Annotated in this window: 22 protein-coding genes and 1 tRNA gene; 9 read left to right on the plus strand and 14 right to left on the minus strand. The window is 65.1% G+C overall.

The features are described from left to right. The first annotated feature begins 672 nt into the window (after positions 1-672). Together J6500_RS23310 and J6500_RS23315 are read left to right on the plus strand one after the other, a co-directional pair. The gene (locus tag J6500_RS23310; RefSeq protein WP_225715040.1) at positions 673-1203 is read left to right on the plus strand and encodes a phage head morphogenesis protein; all 531 of its coding nucleotides are present in this window, start codon (positions 673-675) and stop codon (positions 1201-1203) included. A gap of 290 nt (positions 1204-1493) precedes the next feature. Further along, entirely contained in the window at positions 1494-1940 is a 447-nt protein-coding gene (locus J6500_RS23315; RefSeq protein WP_225715041.1) for a YybH family protein, read from the plus strand. Positions 1941-2484: 544 nt separating this feature from the next. On the opposite strand, the gene crcB is transcribed toward J6500_RS23315, so the two are convergent. Further along, entirely contained in the window at positions 2485-2871 is a 387-nt protein-coding gene (gene crcB / locus J6500_RS23320; protein WP_225715042.1) for a fluoride efflux transporter CrcB, read from the minus strand. A gap of 217 nt (positions 2872-3088) precedes the next feature. Further along, on the minus strand, positions 3089-3688 hold the full coding sequence (locus J6500_RS23325; protein ID WP_225715043.1) for a superoxide dismutase: 600 nt from the start codon (positions 3686-3688) through the stop codon (positions 3089-3091). 129 nt (positions 3689-3817) lie between these two features. Here J6500_RS23325 and J6500_RS23330 point away from each other — a divergent pair, with 129 nt between their 5' ends. The 3 genes from J6500_RS23330 to J6500_RS23340 all read left to right on the plus strand — a co-directional run bounded on the left by J6500_RS23330 (position 3818) and on the right by J6500_RS23340 (position 6609). After that, positions 3818-4348 (plus strand): GNAT family N-acetyltransferase, encoded by a 531-nt coding sequence (locus J6500_RS23330; protein WP_225715044.1) that lies wholly within the window; start codon positions 3818-3820, stop codon positions 4346-4348. 245 nt (positions 4349-4593) lie between these two features. Beyond that, entirely contained in the window at positions 4594-6003 is a 1410-nt protein-coding gene (locus J6500_RS23335; RefSeq protein WP_225715045.1) for an MATE family efflux transporter, read from the plus strand. Between the two features lie 162 nt (positions 6004-6165). Continuing rightward, the gene (locus tag J6500_RS23340) at positions 6166-6609 is read left to right on the plus strand and encodes a DUF2147 domain-containing protein (RefSeq protein WP_225715046.1); all 444 of its coding nucleotides are present in this window, start codon (positions 6166-6168) and stop codon (positions 6607-6609) included. Between the two features lie 198 nt (positions 6610-6807). Here the strand turns inward: J6500_RS23340 and J6500_RS23345 are convergent, their stop codons facing one another. The 5 genes from J6500_RS23345 to J6500_RS23365 all read right to left on the minus strand — a co-directional run bounded on the left by J6500_RS23345 (position 6808) and on the right by J6500_RS23365 (position 13682). Further along, complete coding sequence (locus tag J6500_RS23345; protein WP_225715047.1) at positions 6808-7956, minus strand: DUF3095 domain-containing protein; 1149 nt, start codon at positions 7954-7956, stop codon at positions 6808-6810. Between the two features lie 212 nt (positions 7957-8168). After that, the gene (gene zigA / locus J6500_RS23350) at positions 8169-9374 is read right to left on the minus strand and encodes a zinc metallochaperone GTPase ZigA (protein ID WP_225715048.1); all 1206 of its coding nucleotides are present in this window, start codon (positions 9372-9374) and stop codon (positions 8169-8171) included. A gap of 393 nt (positions 9375-9767) precedes the next feature. Further along, positions 9768-11627: a molecular chaperone HtpG gene (htpG, locus tag J6500_RS23355; protein ID WP_225715049.1), complete on the minus strand. Its 1860-nt coding sequence runs from the start codon at positions 11625-11627 to the stop codon at positions 9768-9770. 118 nt (positions 11628-11745) lie between these two features. Then, entirely contained in the window at positions 11746-12558 is an 813-nt protein-coding gene (locus J6500_RS23360) for an MBL fold metallo-hydrolase (RefSeq protein WP_225715050.1), read from the minus strand. A 17-nt stretch (positions 12559-12575) separates the two neighbouring features. Further along, positions 12576-13682, minus strand: coding sequence for an asparaginase (locus J6500_RS23365; RefSeq protein ID WP_225715051.1), 1107 nt, complete (start codon positions 13680-13682; stop codon positions 12576-12578). Positions 13683-13979: 297 nt separating this feature from the next. Between J6500_RS23365 and J6500_RS23370 the strand changes: the two genes are divergently transcribed. Further along, positions 13980-15134, plus strand: coding sequence for an OpgC domain-containing protein (locus tag J6500_RS23370; protein ID WP_225715052.1), 1155 nt, complete (start codon positions 13980-13982; stop codon positions 15132-15134). Positions 15135-15188: 54 nt separating this feature from the next. Here J6500_RS23370 and J6500_RS23375 read toward each other — a convergent pair whose 3' ends face one another. The 7 genes from J6500_RS23375 to J6500_RS23405 form a co-directional block, all read right to left on the minus strand. After that, positions 15189-15407 (minus strand): hypothetical protein, encoded by a 219-nt coding sequence (locus tag J6500_RS23375; RefSeq protein WP_225715053.1) that lies wholly within the window; start codon positions 15405-15407, stop codon positions 15189-15191. Between the two features lie 324 nt (positions 15408-15731). Then, on the minus strand, positions 15732-16823 hold the full coding sequence (locus tag J6500_RS23380) for a YihY/virulence factor BrkB family protein (RefSeq protein WP_225715054.1): 1092 nt from the start codon (positions 16821-16823) through the stop codon (positions 15732-15734). A 3-nt stretch (positions 16824-16826) separates the two neighbouring features. Beyond that, a complete protein-coding gene (locus J6500_RS23385; RefSeq protein ID WP_225715055.1) occupies positions 16827-17330 on the minus strand; it encodes a hypothetical protein in 504 nt (167 codons plus the stop codon). A gap of 90 nt (positions 17331-17420) precedes the next feature. After that, complete coding sequence (locus J6500_RS23390) at positions 17421-17843, minus strand: hypothetical protein (RefSeq protein ID WP_225715195.1); 423 nt, start codon at positions 17841-17843, stop codon at positions 17421-17423. 25 nt (positions 17844-17868) lie between these two features. Next, positions 17869-18090, minus strand: coding sequence for a hypothetical protein (locus tag J6500_RS23395; RefSeq protein WP_225715056.1), 222 nt, complete (start codon positions 18088-18090; stop codon positions 17869-17871). A 33-nt stretch (positions 18091-18123) separates the two neighbouring features. Beyond that, entirely contained in the window at positions 18124-18972 is an 849-nt protein-coding gene (locus J6500_RS23400) for a hypothetical protein (protein ID WP_225715057.1), read from the minus strand. A 439-nt stretch (positions 18973-19411) separates the two neighbouring features. Beyond that, positions 19412-19488 (minus strand) — tRNA-Met (locus J6500_RS23405). Between the two features lie 366 nt (positions 19489-19854). Between J6500_RS23405 and J6500_RS23410 the strand changes: the two genes are divergently transcribed. The 3 genes from J6500_RS23410 to J6500_RS23420 all read left to right on the plus strand — a co-directional run bounded on the left by J6500_RS23410 (position 19855) and on the right by J6500_RS23420 (position 21878). Continuing rightward, positions 19855-20037, plus strand: a complete 183-nt coding sequence (locus tag J6500_RS23410) for a hypothetical protein (RefSeq protein WP_225715204.1) — start codon at positions 19855-19857, stop codon at positions 20035-20037. 252 nt (positions 20038-20289) lie between these two features. Beyond that, positions 20290-20805 (plus strand): CvpA family protein, encoded by a 516-nt coding sequence (locus tag J6500_RS23415; RefSeq protein ID WP_225715058.1) that lies wholly within the window; start codon positions 20290-20292, stop codon positions 20803-20805. Between the two features lie 290 nt (positions 20806-21095). Continuing rightward, positions 21096-21878 (plus strand): SDR family oxidoreductase, encoded by a 783-nt coding sequence (locus J6500_RS23420; RefSeq protein ID WP_225715059.1) that lies wholly within the window; start codon positions 21096-21098, stop codon positions 21876-21878. Positions 21879-22270 lie beyond the last annotated feature (392 nt).

Genomic DNA, 22270 nt, shown 5'->3' on the forward strand with positions numbered 1-22270 from the left:
CGAACAGAGGGCGCAGGGAAAGCCGGGTGCCGATCGCACCCATGGGCCCCGAGCAATGGGTAGAAAGCTCGGGGGTAGGACCACAGGTGTAACCGGAAACAACCCGGCTTTCCCTGCGCGATGGGTTACGGCTTATACGTGCTTACCCCGGCGAGACTGGGCTTTGTTGTCACCGCCCTCGCAAGACGCAATTGCATCGAGCGAGAGGACACCTGCCACCAGGGCGTCCGGCCTGCACGATTTCGCCGTCCGCCTCGCGTGCTGTCGTCACTGACACGCGCGGCGTCCACCGCATCTCACCGCAACACCGTGACGATGCGCAGCGCCCCTCGATCGGGTGAGACGGCGACATTGAACATCTGAGTTGGGGTGCGCGTCAAGAAGAAATTCCGAAAATACGAATTTGTAGCGCGCAATTTCGAATGGCACCGCGCGCAACTTCGAATGACACCCCCGGAATCGCCGTTCCGAGGGGTTGCCCGGACCGCCCAAGCCAGCTCGCGCTGGTGATGGCAAAGCTGTCGGGCCGTGATGACATCGCTGACGCGCGATAGGATCGTCATGCCGAAGAGGCTGGGATTCCGTGGCTGCTGATGCGGACAGGCGCATCTGGCGCTGAACGCCGCAGACGTCTCGGCGTTCAGCACCGACCCGCTCGAAGCCATCCGCTTCATGCGCGACAAGCTCGACGTGCCGACGTCGAGCTGGACCGATCTGTGGCAGCAGCAGCATTCGGTTGCCTTCAGCGTCGCCGGCGCGACATCGAGGGATCTGGTCCGCGATTTCCACGATGCGGCCAACAAAGCGATTGCCGAGGGCACGACGCTGGATGAATTCCGCCGCGACTTTGACGATATCGTCGAGAAGCACGGCTGGAGCTACAACGGCTCGCGCGGCTGGCGCAGCGCGGTGATCTTCGACACCAACGTCAACATGGCCTACGCCGCCGGACGCTGGGAGCGGATACAACAGGTGAAGGCGCGGCAGCCTTACCTGATGTACAAGCATCTGCCCGGCCAGGCGCATCCGCGCGCCGAGCACGAGGCCTGGGACGGCACCATCCTGCCGGTGGACGATCCTTGGTGGCAGACGCACTTCCCGCCCAATGGCTGGTTCTGTCATTGCTGGTCGAAAGCCTCTCCGACGACGATCTCGACCGCTACGGCTACGAGGTGTCCGACCGGGCTCCGGCGTCGCGCCTGATGCCGCATATTGTTGGCGACCGGACGGTCATGGTGCCGGAAGGTATCGACCCCGGTTTTGCCTATCGGCCGGGCGAGCAACCGGTGGCCACGGATGATGACGATTAGGGTCGGATGAAAGTCCGCACTACCGACTGAAGCTGACAAAAACGGTGCGCTCGATCATGTCAGCTAAGGGCCAATTTCGGACTCCGCCCCGGCAGCGTACTGTGGCATTCTGCCCCTGTCAGGCCCGCAGCATGCAATGCATCGCAGCAACTTCGTCGGGCTTCCAGAAGGAAGGGAGAGAACATGCGTATTATTGCCCTCGCGTTGCTCCTTATGACCAGTGCTGCGGTCGTGCATGCCGAGGACGACGAGCACGCCATACTCTCGGCCAACGAGGCGTTCGAGAAAGCTTGGTCGGCGCGAGACATCACCGCAATCGAAAAGCTGTGGGCACATGAGCCCTATGTTTTCGTTGTTCATCCTTCGAGCAAAGAGCCCGAAATCGGCTGGGAGAACGTCCGAAGCAGTTTTGGGACACAAGCCTCCCGCTATACCGAATTCGTAATCTCGATGACGGAGACCAAGGTCCACGTCAATGGCGATACCGCCTTTGTGGTCGGGCTTGAGGCGTTTAGGGGAAAACGGCTCAATGGAGACACCGTGGAAGGAAAAGCCATCGGCACGCGCGGCTTCGAGCGCAAGAGCGGTCAATGGCTGGTAGTGTTTCACCAGGCGACGCCGGTACGATAGGCTTGAGCCCACATTTGGCCGGCGGCTCGGCCAAGGTCGCTATGGGTCAGAAGGCGATATTGCTGAGGCTGGGCCGCGTGTCCGCTTCGCCCCTGAGAGCGGCATTCCCTGAGTTCACCCCGTCGGGAGTCCCACCTAGAAGTCCCACCTAGAAGTCCCACCTGATTTGCGTCGACTTTGATCGAATGACGGTTTGACCCTGTTTTTAAAGCCCGCTTCAGCGATTCATCGGAAGATGGGACTCCTCAATCCCGCCCTGCCGGAAAGAGTCCCACTTCGACGGACCGTCGACTGAAACGATTGAGATTTTCTGCCGCCGGGTTGCCGCGGGTGACATTCGAAGTTGCGCCATAACGTCCCGCCGAATGCGCGTCGCCGCCCGGCCAAGCCTTTGAGAAATCGTCACTCCCGGCCAATCCCAGTTGATCCCGGAAAAGCCCAAGGGGTGTCACTCAAACTTGCGCGTCACAACTTGGTACCGTCCTTCCGCGCTGGCGCCAAGCGGCGCGCCCCGGAAGGACGGAGAAATGACGGGGGCTGGGTCTCAGGTCAGATGCCGCACGATTGCGAGGCCGGCGAACAGGCCGGCGATCGACAGCACGACCGAGCCGATCACGTAGAGTGCGGCGAGCCCAAGCTCGCCACGCTCGTAGAGCAGCGCAGTGTCGAGCGAGAAGGCGGAGAAGGTGGTGTAGCCGCCGAGGATCCCGGTCATCAGGAACAGCCGCCACGGCTGCGACGCTTCGCCCTTGAAGGCGAGATAGCCGGCGATCAGCCCCATCACGGTCGAACCCGAGATGTTGATGATGAAGGTGCCGTAGGGAAACGCGGTGCCGATGCAGCGCGCACAGGTAATGTTGACCAGCTGGCGCAGCGACGCGCCGAGACCGCCGCCGACGAAGACGAGGAGATAACCGGTGAGTTGCCCCATGCGTGGTTTGTGCCGCAACAGCGCCGCGGTCGCAAGGACGGAAGGCGCCCAAACAAAAAGCGGCAGCCGAAGCTGCCGCCCTTAGGAAACTCTCCTCGTCGTCATACCGGGGCAGCCCGCAGGGCTGAGCCCGGAATCCATTCATCCACCAAGCCTGCGGCCCGATAGATTCCGGGCTCGACGCTGCGCGTCGCCCCGGAATGACGAGGGTGCGCGATCAGCCGGCCTTGCCGAACAGCTCGTCGACATAATCCCAGTTGATCAGATTCTCGATGAACGCCTTCAGGTAGTCAGGACGGCGGTTGCGGTAGTCGATGTAATAGGAGTGCTCCCAGACGTCGACGCCGAGGATCGGCACCGCGCCGTGGACCAGCGGGTTCTCGCCGTTCGGGGTCTTGGCGATCTCGAGCTTGCCGCCCTTGACCTGGAGCCAGGCCCAGCCCGAGCCGAACTGGCCGGCGCCGGCAGCGGCGAAATCGGTCTTGAACTTCTCGAAGCCGCCGAGATCCTCGTTGATCTTCTTTTCCAGACGGCCGGGCAGCTTGGTGCCGCCGCCATTCGGCTTCATCCACTTCCAGAAGTGGATATGATTGAAATGCTGACCTGCATTGTTGAAGACGGCCGCGTTCTTGCCGAACGAGGTCTTCACGATCTCCTCGAGGGACTTGCCTTCGAATTCCGTCCCCTTGATCGCGTTATTGCCGTTCGTGACATAGGCCTGGTGATGCTTGTCGTGGTGAAACTCCAGCGTTTCCTTGGACATGTAGGGCGCAAGGGCGTCGTGGGCGTAGGGCAGATCGGGTAGCGTGAAGGTCATGGGGTAATGTCCAACAGAGGGTGGGAGACTACACTTAACGGGGTCCCCTTATAGAAGGTTCCATGGCGGAGAAACACCGCATTTTCGGATCGTGTATGACGGATCGGCAGAGCCCCAGGACCAGGACGAATGAGCATCGAAATTGACATTCTCAACGGCGATGCTTCGTGGCCGCGCGCCAAGCCGCTGCTCGAAGCGGTGTGGCGACGCGATTCCGCCGAGAAGCAGCCATGGGCCGACATTGAATGGGCACGCGCCGATCTTCGCGTGCTGCTCGACGCGCCCGACGACGGCGGGCTCGCCTGCCATGTCGGTATCCATTTCCGGACCATCACCTGGAACGGCCACAAGGTGCACGTCGGCGGCATCGGCGGAGTTTCGACCCGCGCGGACTGCCGGCGGCGCGGCTATGCGTCGCTCGCGCTCGAGGCCGCCGTGCACACCATTCGTGCCAACGATGCGGTGAAATTCGCAATCTTATTCTGCGAGCCGCACAATTTCGCGTTCTACCAAGCGCGCGGCTGGCATCCCTTCACCGGCGAAGTGCGCTGCGAGCAGCCGTCCGGGCCGATCATTTTCGACGTGATGGCGCCGTTCGTCACCGACATCGTCCGCGCCCCGCGGCAAGGCAAGATCGACCTATGCGGCCTGCCGTGGTGACCTCTGCGCGGGCGGAGGTGGCTTGCGTGTGGTGCGAGCCGTAATATGTCATGCATCATTTATTGATCAGGCTTGATCATTGGTTTCGAGTTGCAACAGCAGCGGCAGTGCGCCCCCTCTCCCGCTTGCGGGGCAGGGTTGGGGTGGGGGCTATCTCCACGATGTGACTCGTGGAAATAGCCCCCACCCGCCGCGCTACGCGCGTCGGCCCGCCCCGCAAGCGGAAGACGCAAAGGCGAGCCAGCATGACCATTGAAGCCTCGATCGACGGCGCGCGTCCTGCCGCCGCGCCCGCCGTGCCCGCCGTGCCCGCCGTGCCCGCCGTGCCAGTCAATGCGCTGCTGACGGCGCCGATCCTGCCGACGCTGCTGCGGCTGGCGATCCCCAACACCATCGCGATGTTCGGCTCGACGCTGGTGGCGGTGGCCGAGACCTCCTATATTGGCCGGCTCGGCACCGAGCCGCTGGCCGGGATCGCGCTGGTGTTTCCATTCGCGATGCTGACGCAGATGATGTCGGCGGGCGCGATGGGCGGCGGTGTCTCGTCGGCGATCAGCCGCGCGATCGGCGCCGGCGAGCGCGACCGCGCCGCCGACCTTGCGCTGCATGCGGCGATGATCGGCGCCGGCGCCGGGCTGTTCTTCACCGTGCTGATGCTGAGCTTCGGCCGCGACTTCTATGCGCTGCTGGGCGGACGCGGCGGCGTGCTCGAACAATCCGTGCATTACTCGCAGGTGCTGTTCTCCGGCGCTATCTCGATCTGGCTGGTCAACACGCTGGCCTCCGTCGTGCGCGGCACCGGCGACATGCGGATTCCATCGATGACGCTGATCGCCGTCTCGCTGACTCAGATCGCGGTCGGCGGCGTGCTGGGCCTCGGGCTGCTCGGCGTGCCGAGCCTCGGCATGCGCGGCGTCGCCGCAGGCCAGTTCACCGCCTTCACGTGTGGTGCGATCTTCCTCGCGTGGTATCTCGCCAGCGGCCGCAGCCGCTTGAAGCTGGATTTCAAGGCGTTCAGCTTCCAGCGCGCGATGTTCGTCGACATCCTCAAGGTCGGCGCGATCTCCTGTCTGTCGCCGCTGCAAAGCGTGCTGACGATCCTGATCTTCACCAAGATCCTGGCCGGCTTCGGCACCGAGACGCTGGCCGGCTACGGCATGGGCTCGCGGCTGGAATTCCTGCTGATCCCGATCGCGTTCGCGGTCGGCGTCGCCTCGGTGCCGATGGTCGGCATGGCGATCGGCGCTGGGCTGGTGGCGCGGGCGCGCAAGGTGGCGTGGACCGCCGGCACGGTGGCGGGCCTCGCGGTCGGCCTCGTCGGATTGGTCGTCGCGCTCAAGCCGCAGCTTTGGATCACGCTGTTCACCAGCGATCCCGGCGTGACCGCCGCGGCCTCGTCCTATTTCGCGCTGGCCGGGCCCGGCTTCGGCTTCTTCGGCGTCGGCGTGTGTCTCTACTTCTCCTCGCAGGGCGCGGCCAAGGTCGGCGGGCCCGTGCTGGCCGGAACGATCCGCCTGCTGGTGGTCGGCATCGGCGGCTGGGTGCTTGCGTCTGCCGGCGCGCCGGCCTGGACGCTGTTCGCGCTGGTCGGCGGCGCCATGGTGGTGTTCGGCCTCGCGACGATCGCGTCGATCCGATTGACGCGCTGGGGCTAGCGCGACAAAGCACCGCGACCTGTCCGATCCTTACGTGAGCATGACGGCCAAGGAAGCCGTGCGTAAGATTTCTGCGATCAGGCCCGCCGGATCGCGAGAATATGACGTTGCAGAAATCGTTCGACTTGCTATGCAGGCCCGCTTTTTTTTGGGGGAATGCTCATGGCCAGCCGATTCGCTTCCGTCGTCGCAATCATCGCGGCAACGCTCGTCGCCCCTGCCGCGCATGCGCAAGGCGCACCCGAGCCGACCGGCGTCTGGCAGACCCAGGCCGGCGACGCCCGCGTCAAGATCAGCAAATGCGGCAGCGGCATTTGCGGTGTGATCGTTTCGCTGCGCGAACCGATCGATCCGATGACCGGCAAGCCGCAGGTCGACAACAAGAATCCCAACCCGTCGCTGGCGACGCGCCCGATCATCGGGCTGCCGCTGTTCTCCGGCATGCATCCGGTCGCATCAGGCAAATGGTCGGGCCAGATTTACAACGCCGACGATGGCGGCACCTATGCCAGCAGCATCACCGTGACAGGCGAAAGCACGCTGCGCGTCGAAGGCTGCGTCGGCGCGCTGTGCGGCGGCGAGACCTGGACCCGCGTGGGACGGTAGTTGCTTCTTCACCGCGCCCCGCTTGCGCGGTGCGCTCCCTCGCCCCGCTCTTGCGGTGAGAGGGCTGCGGTGAGGGGCCTCCATCCGGCGAGCACGTTGCCGATCGTTGAGCAGCGCGCCCTGCACCTCACCCGGATCGCATCAGCGATGCGATCCGACCTCTCCCCGCAAAGCGCGCAGAGAGGTGAAGAGAAGCCGCTACACCGTTCGCGTCTTCAGCACGGTGGCGGCGGCGGCGTAGCCGCCGCTGGCGCCGTCGATGAAATGGACGTGATCGGCACGCATCACCGACGGCGTGAAGCAGGTCATCATCGCGGCGTCCTGCTCGTGCAAACCGTAGCGCACGATACCTTGCGCTGACGCCGCCGCGAGGCACCGCTCGAGATCGGCAGCGAGTTCGGCCGTGCAGTCGAGGATCATGCGCAGGCCGTCGTCGAATTTGCGGAAATCGGAGTTTTCCACCACCTGCCGGACGTAGGTCTTCGGCACGAACTTGCCGATCGGAATGTTGAACCGCATCAGCATATAGGCCCACAGCGTGAAGCTGAGCACGACGGCCCGCCGCAGCGCCAGCGAGCCGCCACGCCGCGCTCGCGCCTCGTACTCGATCCCCTGCGGCGGCCAGCGCAGCGGCGGACCGCTTGCCGGTACCGGCCGGCCGGCCTCAGGCGTCGTCTCGACCCGCGCGACGATGTCCTCGATCACCCTGCGGAACGCGGCGGGATCGGCGCCCTGCGCCGGCAGCACCAGCAGCGAGAGGATGACGCCGCGCACCGAGGGCATCACCTCGAAGCGGCAGGACAGGCCGGACAGATCGGGCTGCGTGCCCTCGGGCGCCGGATCGATGGCAAACTCGCCGCGCTTCATCGCGGCATCGGCGAAGGCGAGCCCGCCGCCGGAGAACATCGCATAAGCGAGATTGGCCGACGGCCCGAACCGCGCGACGAGGACATCCGCGCCGGCGGCGCGGATCGCAGCGATCGGCACCAGCGCCACGCGCATCACAAGGTCGAGGTCGTCGCGCACCCAGCGCGCCGTTGCGGCCAGCGCGTCGCGCGCCTTGTCGAAATCATCAGGCGCGATCGCAAAGCTGGCGCCGTCGCCACCGAACACGAAGGGAAACTCGCGGCCGTCGAGCGCATTGGTGACGGCGGCGACAACAGCCGCGCCCGCCATGTTGACCGCCTTGTAGCGCTGCGCCGCGATCGCCTTGGTGGAGTCGACGATGTCGGCGACGCCGACGCTCCAGTCATCCGGCAGCGGTGCATAAAGCGCGGGATCCATCAGCCGCGCGAAGCCGCGAAACACCGGGATGCCGCCGTAGAAAATCTCGCTGCCGCCTGCCATCGCACCGTTTCCGCCAGGGAAAATCTGTAGCAGATACGTGCGAAGTTGCGATCGGGTTTTGGATGCGACGACACCGAATGTGTGGCGCTGCTCGTGAGTAACGCTTTCGTAGCCCGGATGAAGCGCAGCGAAATCCGGGGCCGCTTTCACCGCGGATCGGGCGCCCCCGGATTACGCTGCGCTCCATCCGGGCTACGGCAGCGACGATTACATCACGCCGCCTCGCTTGCTCTTCGCCATGGTGGGAACGGATCGCGCAGGCTGGTCCAGGCCTGCACGTCCATGCCCGGCCGTCCCGTGACGAGGCAGGCGTCGAGGCGACGGCGGAGGTCGGCTTCGTCCATGCCGGAGCCGATGAACACCAGTTCCTGGCGCCGATCGCCATAATGATCGTTCCAGTTCCGCTGCATCATCAGCTGGAAGTCAGCATGATCGGGCCAGTGCTCGCGCGGGATCGCCGCCCACCACGACCCAAGGCCTTCGGTGCGGACGATGGCGCCGGCCTGGCTCAGCTCGCCGCACCAGTCCGGGCGCGTCGCGATCCAGAAATGGCCCTTGGCGCGGATCACCCCGCGCCAGCTCTCGCGCAGGAAGTCATGGAAGCGCATGGGATCGAACGGCCGCCGCGCGCGGTAGACGAAGCTGGTGATGCCGTATTCCTCGGTCTCCGGTACGTGATCGGCAAAGCCGTAGAGCTCCTTGTGCCAGAGCGGGTGCGCTTGCGCGCGCTCATAGGCGAAGCGGCCGGTGTCGAGCACGCGGTCGAATGGCACGTTCGCGAAGTCGGCCTCGATGAGATCGGCGTCCGGATTGAGCGCGCGCACGATGGTTCGCGCGGCCTCGCGCTGCGCCGGGGTCGCGGCGTCGACCTTGTTGAGCACGACGACGTCGGCGAACTCGATCTGCTCGACCAGCAAGTCGACCAGCGTGCGCTTGTCGCCGTCGAGCGCCTCGCCGCGCGCGCTGAGGAAATCGGTCGAGGCGTAGTCCTTGAGCAGATTGGCGGCGTCGACCACGGTGACCATGGTGTCGAGCCGCGCGACGTCGGACAGGCTGTTGCCGTCGGCATCGCGAAACTCGAAGGTGGCGGCGACCGGCAGCGGCTCGGAGATCCCGGTCGATTCAATCAGCAGGTAATCGAAGCGGCCGCTCTCGGCGAGCGCGCGCACCTCCTTCAAGAGGTCGTCGCGCAGCGTGCAGCAGATGCAGCCGTTGCTCATCTCGACCAGCCTCTCGTCAGTTCGCGACAGCTTCGCACCGCCATCGCGAACGAGGTCGGCGTCGATGTTCACTTCGCTCATGTCGTTCACAATCACCGCAACCTTCAGGCCGTGGCGATTGGTCAGCACGTGGTTCAGCAAAGTGGTCTTTCCAGCCCCGAGGAAGCCGGACAAGATGGTGACGGGGAGTTTTTGCATCGAGATCAAACAGTTGCTGGAGGGACGGGCGGCGGGGCATGCGGCTCCGGGAATGAATGTTATGTTATAACATAACATCTTGTTGCGAGGTCCTGTCAAGCGGGCCGGAATATCCTGAGCCCCCAATCCGTCTTCTGCCGTCGCAGTTACGTGAAACCGTTCCCGTCATCCTGAGGCGCGAGCTCTTGCGAGCCTCGAAGGATGAATCGGCCCGGCTGGTGGCCGTCGACCCTTCGAGGGCCGCTGAAGGAGCGGCCACCTCAGGGTTGACGGGGCTGAACAAGCCGTAGCCAGGATGCAGCGCAGCGAAATCGGGGGTTTTCCGCACGGCGAGAGCGGCCCCGGATCGCGCTTGCTTCATCCGGGCTAAGCAACTCCACTCGAGGCTGCGGGCTACTTCCCCATCCCGCGTAGCACGAGTTGGTTCATGCGGCTGGTAAAGCCGGCGGGATCGTCGGGCATTTCGCCGTCGAGGATCTGCGCCTGCTCGAATAACAGCAGCGCGACGTCCTTGGCCTGCTCGCCCTCGCCGGCGAGCGCGGCGACCAGCGGGTGACGCAGGTTGATCTCGAGGATCGGCTTGGTGATCGCACCGCGGTTCTGCTGCGCGAGCAACCGCTCCAGGGCGCGATCGCGCGCATCGCCGCCGGCGACGAGGCACGACGCGCTCGAGGTCAGCCGCTGCGAGGCGCGGACGTCGGAGACGCGCTCGCCGAGCGCATCCCTGACGATCGCGACCGTGGCCGCCGCGTCGGCTTCGGGCTCGTCCTTTTTCTCAGCGCTATCGGTGAGCGGGATCAGGCCGAAATCGATATCGCCCTGACTTAGCGACTTCAGCGGTTTGCCGCCGAAATCGAGCGGCACCGAGGTCCAGAACGCATCGACGGGATCGGTCAGCAGCAACACCTCGATGCCGCGGGCGCGCGCCGATTCCAGCTTCGGATTCGACTTCAGCCGCTCAAGGCTGTCGCCGACGAGGTAATAGATCTCGGTCTGGTTCGGCTTGAAATCGTCGACATACTGCTTCAGCGTACGCTTCTCACCCGACGTGGTGGTGAAGCGCGACAGCGCCAGCAGCTTCTCGCGGCGCTCGAAATCCTCGTACAGACCTTCCTTGATGACCGGGCCGAACGCGTCCCAAATCTTGGCAAAGGCGTCCTGATCCTTCTCGCCGAGCGTCTCCAGCTCGCCGACCACCCGCCCGGTAACCGCTTTGCGGATCTGCGCGAGCTGCGGATTGTTCTGCAGCATCTCGCGCGAGATGTTGAGCGGCAGATCCTCGCTGTCGATCACGCCGCGGACGAAGCGCAAATAGGCCGGCAGCAGCTCGGCGTCGTCGGCGATGAAGACGCGGCGGACATAGAGCTTGACCTTGCCCTTGCGCTCGACCTGGAACAGGTCGAACGGCTTTTGCGACGGTGCGAACAGCAGCACCGCGTAGGACTGGCGGCCCTCGGCGCGGTAATGCAGCGTCATCGCCGGCTCGTCGAAGGCGCCGGCGATCTGCTTGTAGGCCTGCGCATAGTCCTCCGGCTTCAGCTCGGATTTCGAGCGCTGCCACAACGCGCTCGCCGAATTGATCTGGCGCGGCTCGCCTTCTTCCGCGACCAGCAGGATCGGGAACTGGATGTTGTCGGAATATTCGCGGACGATGCGCTCGATCTGATAGGTCTCCAGATACTTTGCGGCGTCCGGCTTCAGATGCAGCACGATCTCAGTACCGCGCGCGACGCGCTTGGCTGCCTCATCGCTCGCTGGGCTGATCTCAAAGCCGCTGCCGCCAGCGGAAGTCCACACCCACACCTCATTCGAGCCGGCGCGACGGCTGGTGACGACGATCTTCTCGGCCACCATGAAGGCGGCATAGAAGCCGACGCCGAACTGGCCGATCAGATTGGCGCCGTCCTTGGCCTCGGTCAGCTTCGACAGGAACGATTTCGTCCCCGAGCGCGCGATGGTGCCGAGATTGTCGATCAGTTCCTGCCGGTCCATGCCGATGCCGGTATCGGCCACGGTGAGCGTGTTGACTTTCTTATCCGGCGCTATCCTGATCTCCGGCGGCGCACCATCGGCGATCAGCTCGCGCAGCGCGATCGCCTCGTAACGCAGCTTGTCGCAAGCGTCGGAGGCGTTCGAGATCAACTCGCGCAGGAAGATGTCGGTCTCGGAATAGACCGAATGCACCATCAGGTGCAGCAATTCGGCGACCTCGGCCTGGAACGGCTGGGTTTCGGCAGCAGCAGTGTCGGTCATGGGAACTCGGCAATTCGGCTGGGGTGGGAAAGCCCTGATATAGCGCGGCGGCGGCGGCTGGCAAGATTTTGCGGCGAACCCCGAACGCGCCCCCCTGCTGCGGCCGCAAGCCCCTCCCTCAGCCGCGATCGGAGACCGCCGCGATGTAGCGCTGCACCGACCAATCGAACGCAGCCTTGCCGCCCGAGGCGATGTTCTTGCCCCACCAAGCGCCATAGATGCGATCGAAGGCAAGCGGCGCGACCCGCTCCGCAATGGTGCGGACCGTGGCGGCACCCAGCGGAACGTAGTTCGGATAGCTGTACATGAAGCTCACCGAGCGGCGGTCCATCGCGACCATCGCGATGTCGCCGGTCAGCAGCGCGCCGCGGCCGTCCGCGCCAGCCCGCCAGTGCAGCACGGTGGCGCCGGAAAAATGCCCGCCGGTCCGCACCAGCAGGATATCGTCGGAGATCCGATGGCTGTCGCCCTGCCACGGCACGATGGATGGATACGGCCGCGTCACCCACTGGGCGTCGTCGCCATGCAGATAGACCGGCGCGTTGCCGAACGCCGCGCTCCAATCAGCGACCGCGCCATAATAGTGCGGATGCGAGATCGAGATCGCCTTCAGACCGCCGAGCGATCTGACATGCGCGATCGCGTCCTCGGTTACCAACGGCACACAGTCCCACATCACGCAGCCGCCGCGGTCGGGCACCAGCAGCGCGCGCTGCCCGATCGCAAATGACGGCTCGAGCGCCAGTCCGGTGAGGCCGAGATCGTCGCGCCACACGACCTTGTGCTTCCGCGCGAGGTCCTCGCGGGTCAGCCAGGTCTGGCCCTTCCAGTTCACATATTGCCGTTCGTCCTCGCAGATCGGACAGGACGCCGGCGGCGCCGGAGTTTCAGGAAATTGCGCGCCGCATTGCTCACACGTCCACAGGGGCATCGGGCCCTCACCAATACTTACGGCGTCGCGCCATACGCCTGTTGAACCGCCTTGGGGTCGGTAACGCCGTTCGCGATCAGGAGTTCGAGCAGCACGCGCGCCTTCTGCGGATTGAGGTCGAGCGACACCGCAAAGCCGAGCTTGTCGTCCTCGACCTCGACATTGCGGTTCACGAAGCCCGATCCGACCCGGCTGGCCCGGACCACCACGACGCCTTGCTTGGCCGCCGCCGCGAGCGCGTCGATCGCGGCCTTGGAGGAATTGCCGTCGCCGACGCCGGCCAGCACGATGCCCTTGGCGCCGCGCTTAACCGCATCCTCGATCGGCGCGGCGTCCATGTTGGCGTGGGAATAGATGATGTCGACCCGCGGCAGAGGCGGCGCCTCCGGCAGCTTCAGCTTTGCGCCCTTGGCAGGTGCGGCCGGTTGCAGAAAGCGCAGCGAGCCGGTGTCGACATAGCCGACCGGCCCCGCATCGGGCGAGCGAAAGGTCTCGACGCTGGTGGTGTTGGTCTTCGTCACCCAGCGTGCGCCGTGGATGGTGTCGTTGAGCACCACCAGCACGCCGCGGCCGCGCGCTTCCGGCGCGGAGGCGACCCGCATCGCCTCGTAGAGATTGGCCGGGCCGTCGGCACCAATCGCGGTCGACGGCCGCATCGAGCCGACCAGCACGACCGGCAGATCCGTATCGATCACGTTTTGCAGGAAGAACGCGGTCTCCTCCATCGTGTCGGTACCGTGCGTGATGACGATGCCGTCGACCTCATTGCTGTCGATGGCGGCGCGGATCCGCCTGGCGAGATCGAACCAGACCTTGTCGTTCATGTCCTGCGAGCCAATCGACGAGATCTGCTCGGCGGAGATTCTGGCGAGCTTGTCCATGCCGGGCACGGCGGCGATCAGGTCTGCCGAACTGACCTTGCCCGAGTCATAGGCGTTGCCGGCGCGGGCGCTGGCCTGACCGGCGATGGTGCCGCCGGTGCCGAGCACGAGCACCCGGGCCAGCGTGGCATTGGAGGCGTTCTGGGCCGCAGCGGGCGACGCGAGCAGCAAGATCGTGATGGCCAAGGCGAGACCGACGGTCGTTCGTCCGAAATGGCCCGATTGACGTGCGTGCTGCGTCATTCCTTCCCCCAGCGACAATTCCCTGCTCACAACCGTTGGTTTTGTCGCGCAACAAATGGACAAACTTGCGGCGGAAAATGTGATAGGCGCCGCTGCCGGCCGTCTTACGATCGTCGCCACACGCGAACACGCCGAAGTGATGCCCCGACCGGCGCAGTTGCTATGAAAGCACGAAACGTCAGCGTACCTGAAGCGATACCGTTCGCACCCCTAACAGTCTCGATCATACTCTAGTATGACTGGCGAAGGCCTCGCAAACCGCGCATCGCGAGGGGTCGGGCAAGGGGGAGCGAAACCATGGACGTCAAGGCAGTCTTGCCGCCGCGCGGGCGCGACTATCGGCTCGATCTGCTGCGCGGCTTCGCCAACTGGGCGATCTATCTCGATCATATCCCGAACAACGCGGTGAACTGGATCACGCAGAAGAATTTCGGCTTCAGCGACGCCGCCGACCTGTTCGTCTTCATCTCCGGCTACACGGCCTCGTTCGTCTATGCCCGGATCATGCTGGAGCGCGGCTTCGTGATCGGCGCCACCCGCCTGGTCAAGCGGGCCTGGCAGATCTACGTCGCGCATGTGCTGCTGTTCGTGATCTATATCGCCGAGATCGGCTATCTCGCGCAGCGCTACCACGACCCGAACCTGGAGAACGAATTCAACGTCGCGGGCTTCATGGCCAACCCGGCCGAGACGCTCTACCAGGGCCTGCTGCTGGCGTTCAAGCCGGTCAACATGGACGTGCTGCCGCTCTATATCGCGCTGATGCTGCTCTATCCGCTGGTGCTCTGGTTGATGCTGCGGCGGCTCAATCTGACGCTTGTGCTGTCGTTCCTGCTCTATCTCGCGGCACGTCATTTCGGCTGGAACCTGCCGGCCTATCCGGGCGGCTCGTGGTACTTCAACCCGTTCTGCTGGCAGTTCCTGTTCGTGTTCGGCGGCTGGTTCGCGCTCGGCGGCGCCAGCGAATCGATCGGGTTCATCCGCTCGCGCAGTTTCCTGGTGCTCGGCGCGGCCTATCTGTTGTTCGCGCTGGTGATGACGCTGGCGGGGCGCTTCCCCGAGCTCGGGCAGGTGATGCCGGTCTGGCTCTATGATGCGTTCAATCCGAACGACAAGACCAACCTCGCTCCGTACCGCGTGCTGCACTTCGTGATCCTGGCCTTCTTCGTGACGCGCTTCCTGCCGCGTGACTGGCCCGGCCTCGAATGGCCGATCTTCCGGCCGATGATCAAATGCGGCCAGCAGTCGCTCGAAGTGTTCTGCTCCGGCGTGTTCCTCGCCGTGATCGCGCACGTGATCCTGGTGACGTTCTCCAACAGTTTCTGGATGCAGGTCCTGGTCAGCGCCGCCGGGATCGCGCTGATGACCATGCTCGCCTATTACCGCTCATGGTCGAAGAAGGTCGACAAGGCGCCCGCGAAGGCGCCGTCGCCTGCGGCGCCGGCGGAGTAGTCCTCTCTATTGCGCAGGGTGCCTTCGCCCCTCCCGGCTGCGGGAGAGACCGGATCAAGTCTGGCTCCGCACCGAGTGCCGGCTGACATAGAACGCGATGACGGCGAGCGGCACTGCGAGCGCGAGCCAGGAGGCCTGGTCCCAGATGCCGTCGCCGAGCAGCGCCGAGGTCAGGCCGAAGGCGGTGACGGCCGCAATCACAGCCGGTGCGACGAAGATTTGCGTGATGAACGCCGTGCCGCAGGCATCAGGACCGCTCCGCTCCAACGACAAGCGACCGCGCCAGCACCACGCTCACGCAAGCCACCAATGGAGCTTTCGCTCTACCATTCCAAATTCCCACAATCACGTCCCATGCCACTGATCGGTCGGGCGTAACGCCGGAGCCGCGTTGTGAAAAGCAGGCGCGCCGGTTGTCTTGCTAGAACCTCTCCAACATGTCGCGATCACGCCGAATGTGAGCGGGAACGCGCCATCCGAGATGTGCCCCGGGATTGCAGCACTATCACCCCGGACATCGACCGCCACATTGCCGAACGCGACGCCATCGGCGGTCGCGGCCGCACCATTGCGATGCCGCGGCGCGCGAGCGGTCCGCTATGATGACGCCTCGCCGACCGTGTCGGCCATGGTTGCGCCGCGCGCACCGAGCGGGTTGCGGTGGCCTTCGGTCGAATCGCGCACGGTCTGATGCTCGATTTCCGAGTTCAGCTCTGCCCCGCACAGCACGATGATGGCAGACATCCACATCCAGGTCATCAGGCCGATGGCGGCGCCCAGCGAGCCGTAGGTCGCGCTGTAGTTCCCGAAATTCGCGAGATACCAGGAGAGCAGCGACGAACCGATCAGCCAGAGCACGGCCGCCACGACGGCGCCGACGCTGAGCCATTGCCAGCGCGGTCTGGTTCGGCTGGGGCCATAGCGGTAAAGCACCGCAAGCGCGGTGAGAAGCAGGAGCGCCAGCACCGGCCACCGTCCGAACCGGACGATGAGCTCGGCCCTCGTGCCCAATCCGACCTGTTGCAGAAGGAGCGGAACGACGACCACTGCTCCCACCATCAGCATGATCGAGATCAAAGCTGCGACGGTGAATGCAAGGGAAATCAGGTTGAGCCTGAAGAAGCCGCGCTTTTCCTTCTCGTCATAGACGACGTTGAGGGCATCGAAGATCGCCTTCATTCCGGCATTGGCGCTCCAGATCGCGACCAGCAAACCGATCGCAAAGGTCAGCCCGAGCGCCGAGGTGTCCTTCGCGAGCACCCGGGCGATCTGGTCCTGGACGATCGTATATGAACCTTCCGGCAGCATCAGTGCGAGGCTCTGCAGGTTGGCCGAGATCGTGGACGGATCGGCGAACAGGCCGTAGCTCGAGACCAGCGCGGTGATGGCCGGGAAGATCGACAGCAGGCCGTAGAACACGACGCCGGCGGCCGTTGCCAGCAGCCGGTCTTCGTCGATCTGCTGATAGGTGCGCAGCAGAATGTCCTTCCAGCCGGCGCGTGGAATCTGCAGCGGCGTGTCGGCCAGCCGTCCGTGGTCCTGCGTCTCGATCGGCGCGGTCTCGGCGCGTTGCCGACCATCATCTGGCGGCGTCTTCGAGCGGGCCACCTGCCGATAGATCGCGATGGTCGCCAGCGCGGTCGCGCCGGCCAGCATGAGGTCGTTCGGCCAGCGGGAGCGCGGCGTCATCGCCTAGTCCTGGGCGGCGGCGTGCCGACGCCGGAAGCGCGATGCCGCGAGCCAGGCGGCCAGCAGGATGACCGCCCCAGCAGCCATTGCCTGGGTCGTGGTATCGGCACCCGACCGGGTGGTGGCGATCAGCCGCGTCGCGACCGGCGCTGCGACGGCGCGCTTGAGCATGCCGGCCTGTCGGCTGCCGCGCGGCACGTGCGGCGCCGGACGCGCAAGCAGCACGCGGCCTATAACCAGCCCTAGCAGTCCGAGCAGCACGAAGGCGCCGCCGATCGCGGCATAAGCGATCCAAATCCCATAGCGCACCTCGATGGCGTGGAAGCCCGCGGCAACGCCGATGCCGATCGCAATCAGCAGCGAGACGGCGCCCATCAGCATGAGGCCGCCGGCGAGCGCGTAGCTGGTGATGAGGCGGCCGATCCATCGTCGCCAATCGGCAAGGTAAGAACCGACAATCAGACTGAGCGATGACGGTTGTCTGGCGGCGCGCATAGCGAGGTCCATCGTGGATCGGCATCCGACAACCCGACAGGTTGATCGACGTTCCTCTGCCCGGACACGCGGGACACGCCGGCGCCGCTGACGACCGGACGCCTAGACGACTGGGGGAAGGTTGGTGCGCGGCGGCAGCGAACTCGGGAATGGCCGCGCCACCATCAGCGTCGCGCGCTCGTCGGTTTCCAGCGCGATCTTCTGGGCGAGCATCACGTCGCCCGCCGCCAGCGAGCCCGCGGGCCGAAAACACCAGCCGACCACAACGCGATCACTGCCATCCATCTCATAGACGTTGGTCGACGTGCCGTAGCAGATTCGGTACCGCTTGCCGGACTCCGATCCGATGACGTCGAAGCGATGGTACTTCACGAATTGCGATCGCTGCTCCGGCGACAGCCAGGCGGACATCAGCGCCAGCGCGCGTGCCTCGGTCCGTTCATAGGCCTGCCAGCGGTCGCGGATCGCAGCCAGGGTGGCGCGCAACACGCCGGAGAGACCTCGGAGCGTGGATCGCAGCGGCATGTCGCGCAAACCGGCGATCATGGCATCAGCCGCCGACCAGCCTCGGGTAGAACAGGGTTTCCTCGGCGGCCGGATCCAGCGCGCGGACGCGCTCGACCTCGCCGGAGGATCTCCGCACCGCGGCGGTGTAGCCGTCCGCGGTCAATTCGCTGAAACGGGCATTCGCCCAGGCGAGCTGCTCGCTGTCGTTCGGATCGAACTGCTGCCTTGTGTCACCGGAGTGATCCATCACCAAGATCGTTGCCATTGCCGTCTCCCTTGAAGGACATTCACAACTGCATCAGACCAGCGGTACGGTCGTTGCCGGCCTGCCGCCCATCCACTCCGGCAACGCGGCACCGTCGCGATGCCGTCCGCCCGCGCAGGCGGCGGCCCAGGCCGCGACCGCGCCGAACAGCAGCGCCGCCGCGACCGAGAAGGCCAGGATCACCGCGCTGCGCCGCGAGCGCTGGATCGCGGTTCTTGCATCGCCCATGACGCTGTCGACACGCTTCTCAGCGTCGGCAGCGGCGAGCCCGGTCGAGGCCGCAACTTGCTGGATCAGGTAGGTGCGATCGTCGTTGCTGACGCCGCTGCGGCCCGAGCTCGTCAGCAGGATGCGACCCGCTTCCGCACGTTCGTAGCCGAGATCGATATTGGCCGGCCGCCGCACCGACCGGTACAGGCGGTCAAGCTCTGCGCTTAAAAGCGGCTCGGCCGCCGTCGCCGACGGCCGGTCCTGACTCACCGGACGCGCGGTCGACAAGCCGAGCAGCGCGATGATCGACACGCTTATAATGACGGCGAGCGCCCAGGCCGTGAGACCATGAAGGCCGTCGCGGTTTTCGATCACATCGGACGGCGCTGCGCCGATCACGCGTTGCGCACGGCCGGCGATGTAGCCGCCGACGCCAAAGCTCACCAGCGCTTGCAGGATCAGGTACAGCCCGGACAGCAGCGCAAGCGCGGCCGATGCATCGCGCCACGACGGCGAGCTCGAGCTCACACCCAAGCCGACCGCGGCTCCGAAACCGATCAGGATCGCCGACAGCGCCGCCGCAGCCAGCGCGCCGGCGAATACCGGGCTCCACTGCAGCCGGAGGCCGGTCCTGTCGGCGGCGGACGCGGCAAGCCCATGCTCGTTATCCATGGCGCGCCTACCGCAATCCGAAGAACGACAAGATCGCCAAAATGACCACGATCAACCCGACCAGATAAATCAACTGGTTCATGCAAATCTCCTCCGTCCACGTGGTCTGACAATCAGGCGGGGAAGCCAAAGTTCCTATGCGGAGGAGACAGCGGGATACGAGTGCGGCCAACGAAAGAGCCCGCTGAAGCGAGGCCAAGTCTGTTGTCGCGGCCTCCTCGTCGCGACCGCGGATCACAAGATGGCTGCAAGTTGCGAGCGCTCGGGCGCGATACCGCCCGTCGGCACGACGGCGGCGCAATCGCTTCAGGACAGCGGCCATAGCCTGGTCAACGCGCGCCAAATGTCGAAGCCGCGTCGGTCGTCACGGCCGCGCCCATGACAGACAAAAATAAAACCCCAGCGATCCACCCGGATTGCTGGGGTTTCTTTACCAATTTGGTTGCGGGGATAGGATTTGAACCTATGACCTTCAGGTTATGAGCCTGACGAGCTACCGGGCTGCTCCACCCCGCGTTAAACCGTTGCATGCCTTGCAGAAAGGGAGCCTCAAGCGACCGGCCAACGCGTCTGACGGCGCCGATCGATACGACTTGGGGGCTTCCTGAGAAGGCGACCCGGGCCGAAGCCGTCGGGTGCGGGGGGTATGTATCAATGCAACTTCGGTTTGGAAAGCCCCGCGAGCGGTTTTTTGAGGATTTTATGACGCCGGATTCACCGGTTTCCGGACGAAATCCTCCGCGCGGGACCGGACCTTGCCTGAAACCGCGAAAAAGCGGAGCTTTGCGCCCAACAATCCGCCAAGGACAGACATCCCAAGTCAACGACAGACATCCCAAGGGGATTATCCCGGAACGACAAGACACCGGGAACGGCGGACAAGTGACCGACACATTCGATTTCGTGGTGGTGGGCGCACGGCTCGTGCGGCTACGCGGTGACGGGCGGCTGTCGGAGGATGCGGCTACCTCGGTGGCGCTGCTCGATGCCGGCGGCAGGAACGTCGACACGGTCTTTCACCCGAGCGCCTGCGCGTGGTCGTCGCCTCGATCATGCCGACGCTGATCGGCGGCAACACCTCAGTCATTCCGGGGCGCGACGACGTCGCGCGCCCCGGAATGACGGCTGTGGATGTGGCAGAGTCAAACCCGAGACGCGCGCATCAATGAAGATGATTTCTTTACTGACATCGAATAGGTCGGACATCGACAGGTTCCCGGATATAACGGCGGCGATTGATAGCTACAATTGTCCCGAATGTGAGCCCGATTCATTCATCGGGGGACCGCGAGAGAATGGCGCGGGGAATTCCCTTCGATGAATCTGTTCGACGCCGCTGTCACCATCGGATTGCTGTTCGCGGTCGTGACCGGTTTCACGACCGGCCTGCTGCGCAGCGCGCTCACGATCCTGGCCTATCTCGTCGCCATGCCGATCGCGGTCGCCGCAATGGCGATGATCGGACCGCACATCACGACGCTGCCCTCCTCGCCCTTTCCGCAGAACGGCGTGCTGCTGTTCGGCCTGTTCCTCGTGATCGGCGCCGTGCTCGGCAAGATGGCGCGGATGATGCTGGACGACGCGGTCGGCTCAGAGATCGGGATTGGCGACCGGCTCGGCGGCGCACTGCTGGGCGGGGTCCGTGCCGGGCTCGTCGTCACCACGCTGGTGCTGATTTTCGACCAGTTGATCCCGCTCGCCAACCAGCCGCAATTCCTCAACGGATCGCAATTGCGGCCGCTGTTCTCGGCGGTCGGGCAAACCGGAATCCGCTCGTTGCCGCCGGAAGCCACCCTGGCGATCGAGCGGCTGCGGCGCGAGCGCCGCATCTAGGGCACGGTCGGCGTACCAAATACCGAAAAACAACCCCATGCAAAGGAGCAGGCGGCCGCCGGCACCCGGAAAAGCGACTTGACGCGTCAGGCAACTCGGGGGTATTTTTCATTATTCCGAAATTGCGCACGCGCCCGCCACCCGCGCACCAGGGGCCCCTCAGGCATTGCCCAGGCCGTTCCCGCCGGGCATGCACTTATGCATCGCACGTCCCTTATCGCCGCCGCCGCGCTTGGCTACAATGCGCGCATCGAACACTAGAAACCACCCGACATTTCAGGGAGTGAACCGTGGATCTTGGAATCAAAGGCCGCCGCGCCATCGTCTGCGCATCGAGCAAGGGACTGGGCCGCGCCTGCGCGATCGCGCTCGCCAATGAGGGCGTGCATGTCACGTTGACGGCGCGCGGCGCCGAGGCGCTGAAGCAGACCGCGGACGAGATCCGCAAGGCGCATCCCGGCCTCACCGTCAACGAGATCGTCGGCGACATCACGACGCCGGCCGGCCGCGAGGCGGTGCTGAAGGCCTGCCCGGATCCGGACATCCTGATCAACAATGCCGGCGGCCCGCCGCCCGGCGATTTCCGCAACTGGACCCGCGACGACTGGATCAAGGCGATCGACGCCAACATGCTGACGCCGATCGAGCTGATCAAGGCCACCGTCGACGGCATGATGGCGCGCAAGTTCGGCCGCATCGTCAACATCACCTCGGCGGCGGTGAAGGCGCCGATCGAGATCCTCGGCCTGTCCAACGGCGCGCGCGCTGGCCTCACCGGCTTCGTCGCCGGCCTGTCGCGCAAGACCGTGATCAACAACGTCACCATCAACGGCCTGCTGCCCGGCCCGTTCGAGACCGACCGTCTGCGCAGCACCGGCAAGGCGGAAGCCGAGAAGCGCGGCATTCCGGTCGAGCAGGTGATGGCCGAGCGCGCCAAGCTCAACCCGGCCGGCCGCTTCGGCCAGCCCGATGAATTCGGCGAAGCCTGCGCCTTCCTGTGCAGCGCCAAGGCCGGCTTCATCACCGGGCAGAACATCCTGCTCGACGGCGGCGCCTTCCCGGGAACGCTGTGAGGGCGGTCTGGTACGAGCGCGCACGGGCGCGGCGCCGACGGTGCTTACCGTCGGCGAGATGATTTTGATTAAGGCTGCACGGGAGGTGGGAGGGCTCTCTCCCCCTCCAGCTCTCCCCCGCTGGAGAGAGGGGTAAGCCACAAACACCGCTCGCGCGGCTTACCCCTCTCCCTAACCCTCCCCCGCAAGGCAGGGCGATCGCATGTGAGGCGCGTAAGCTTATCGGCTGGTTCACTTCGCCTCTCCCGCTTGCGGGGGAGGGAGCCCACCGCCAACGCCTACATCACTCAAATTCCCATATGCGACTGCCTGCCCCGCGAGGGGGAGGGAACCCATCCATTGGTGCCTTCCTGACTTATCGACCGTCGCAGCGGATGTGCATACGCTAGCGC

Source organism: Bradyrhizobium semiaridum, from assembly GCF_020329505.1.
GTDB lineage: Bacteria > Pseudomonadota > Alphaproteobacteria > Rhizobiales > Xanthobacteraceae > Bradyrhizobium > Bradyrhizobium semiaridum.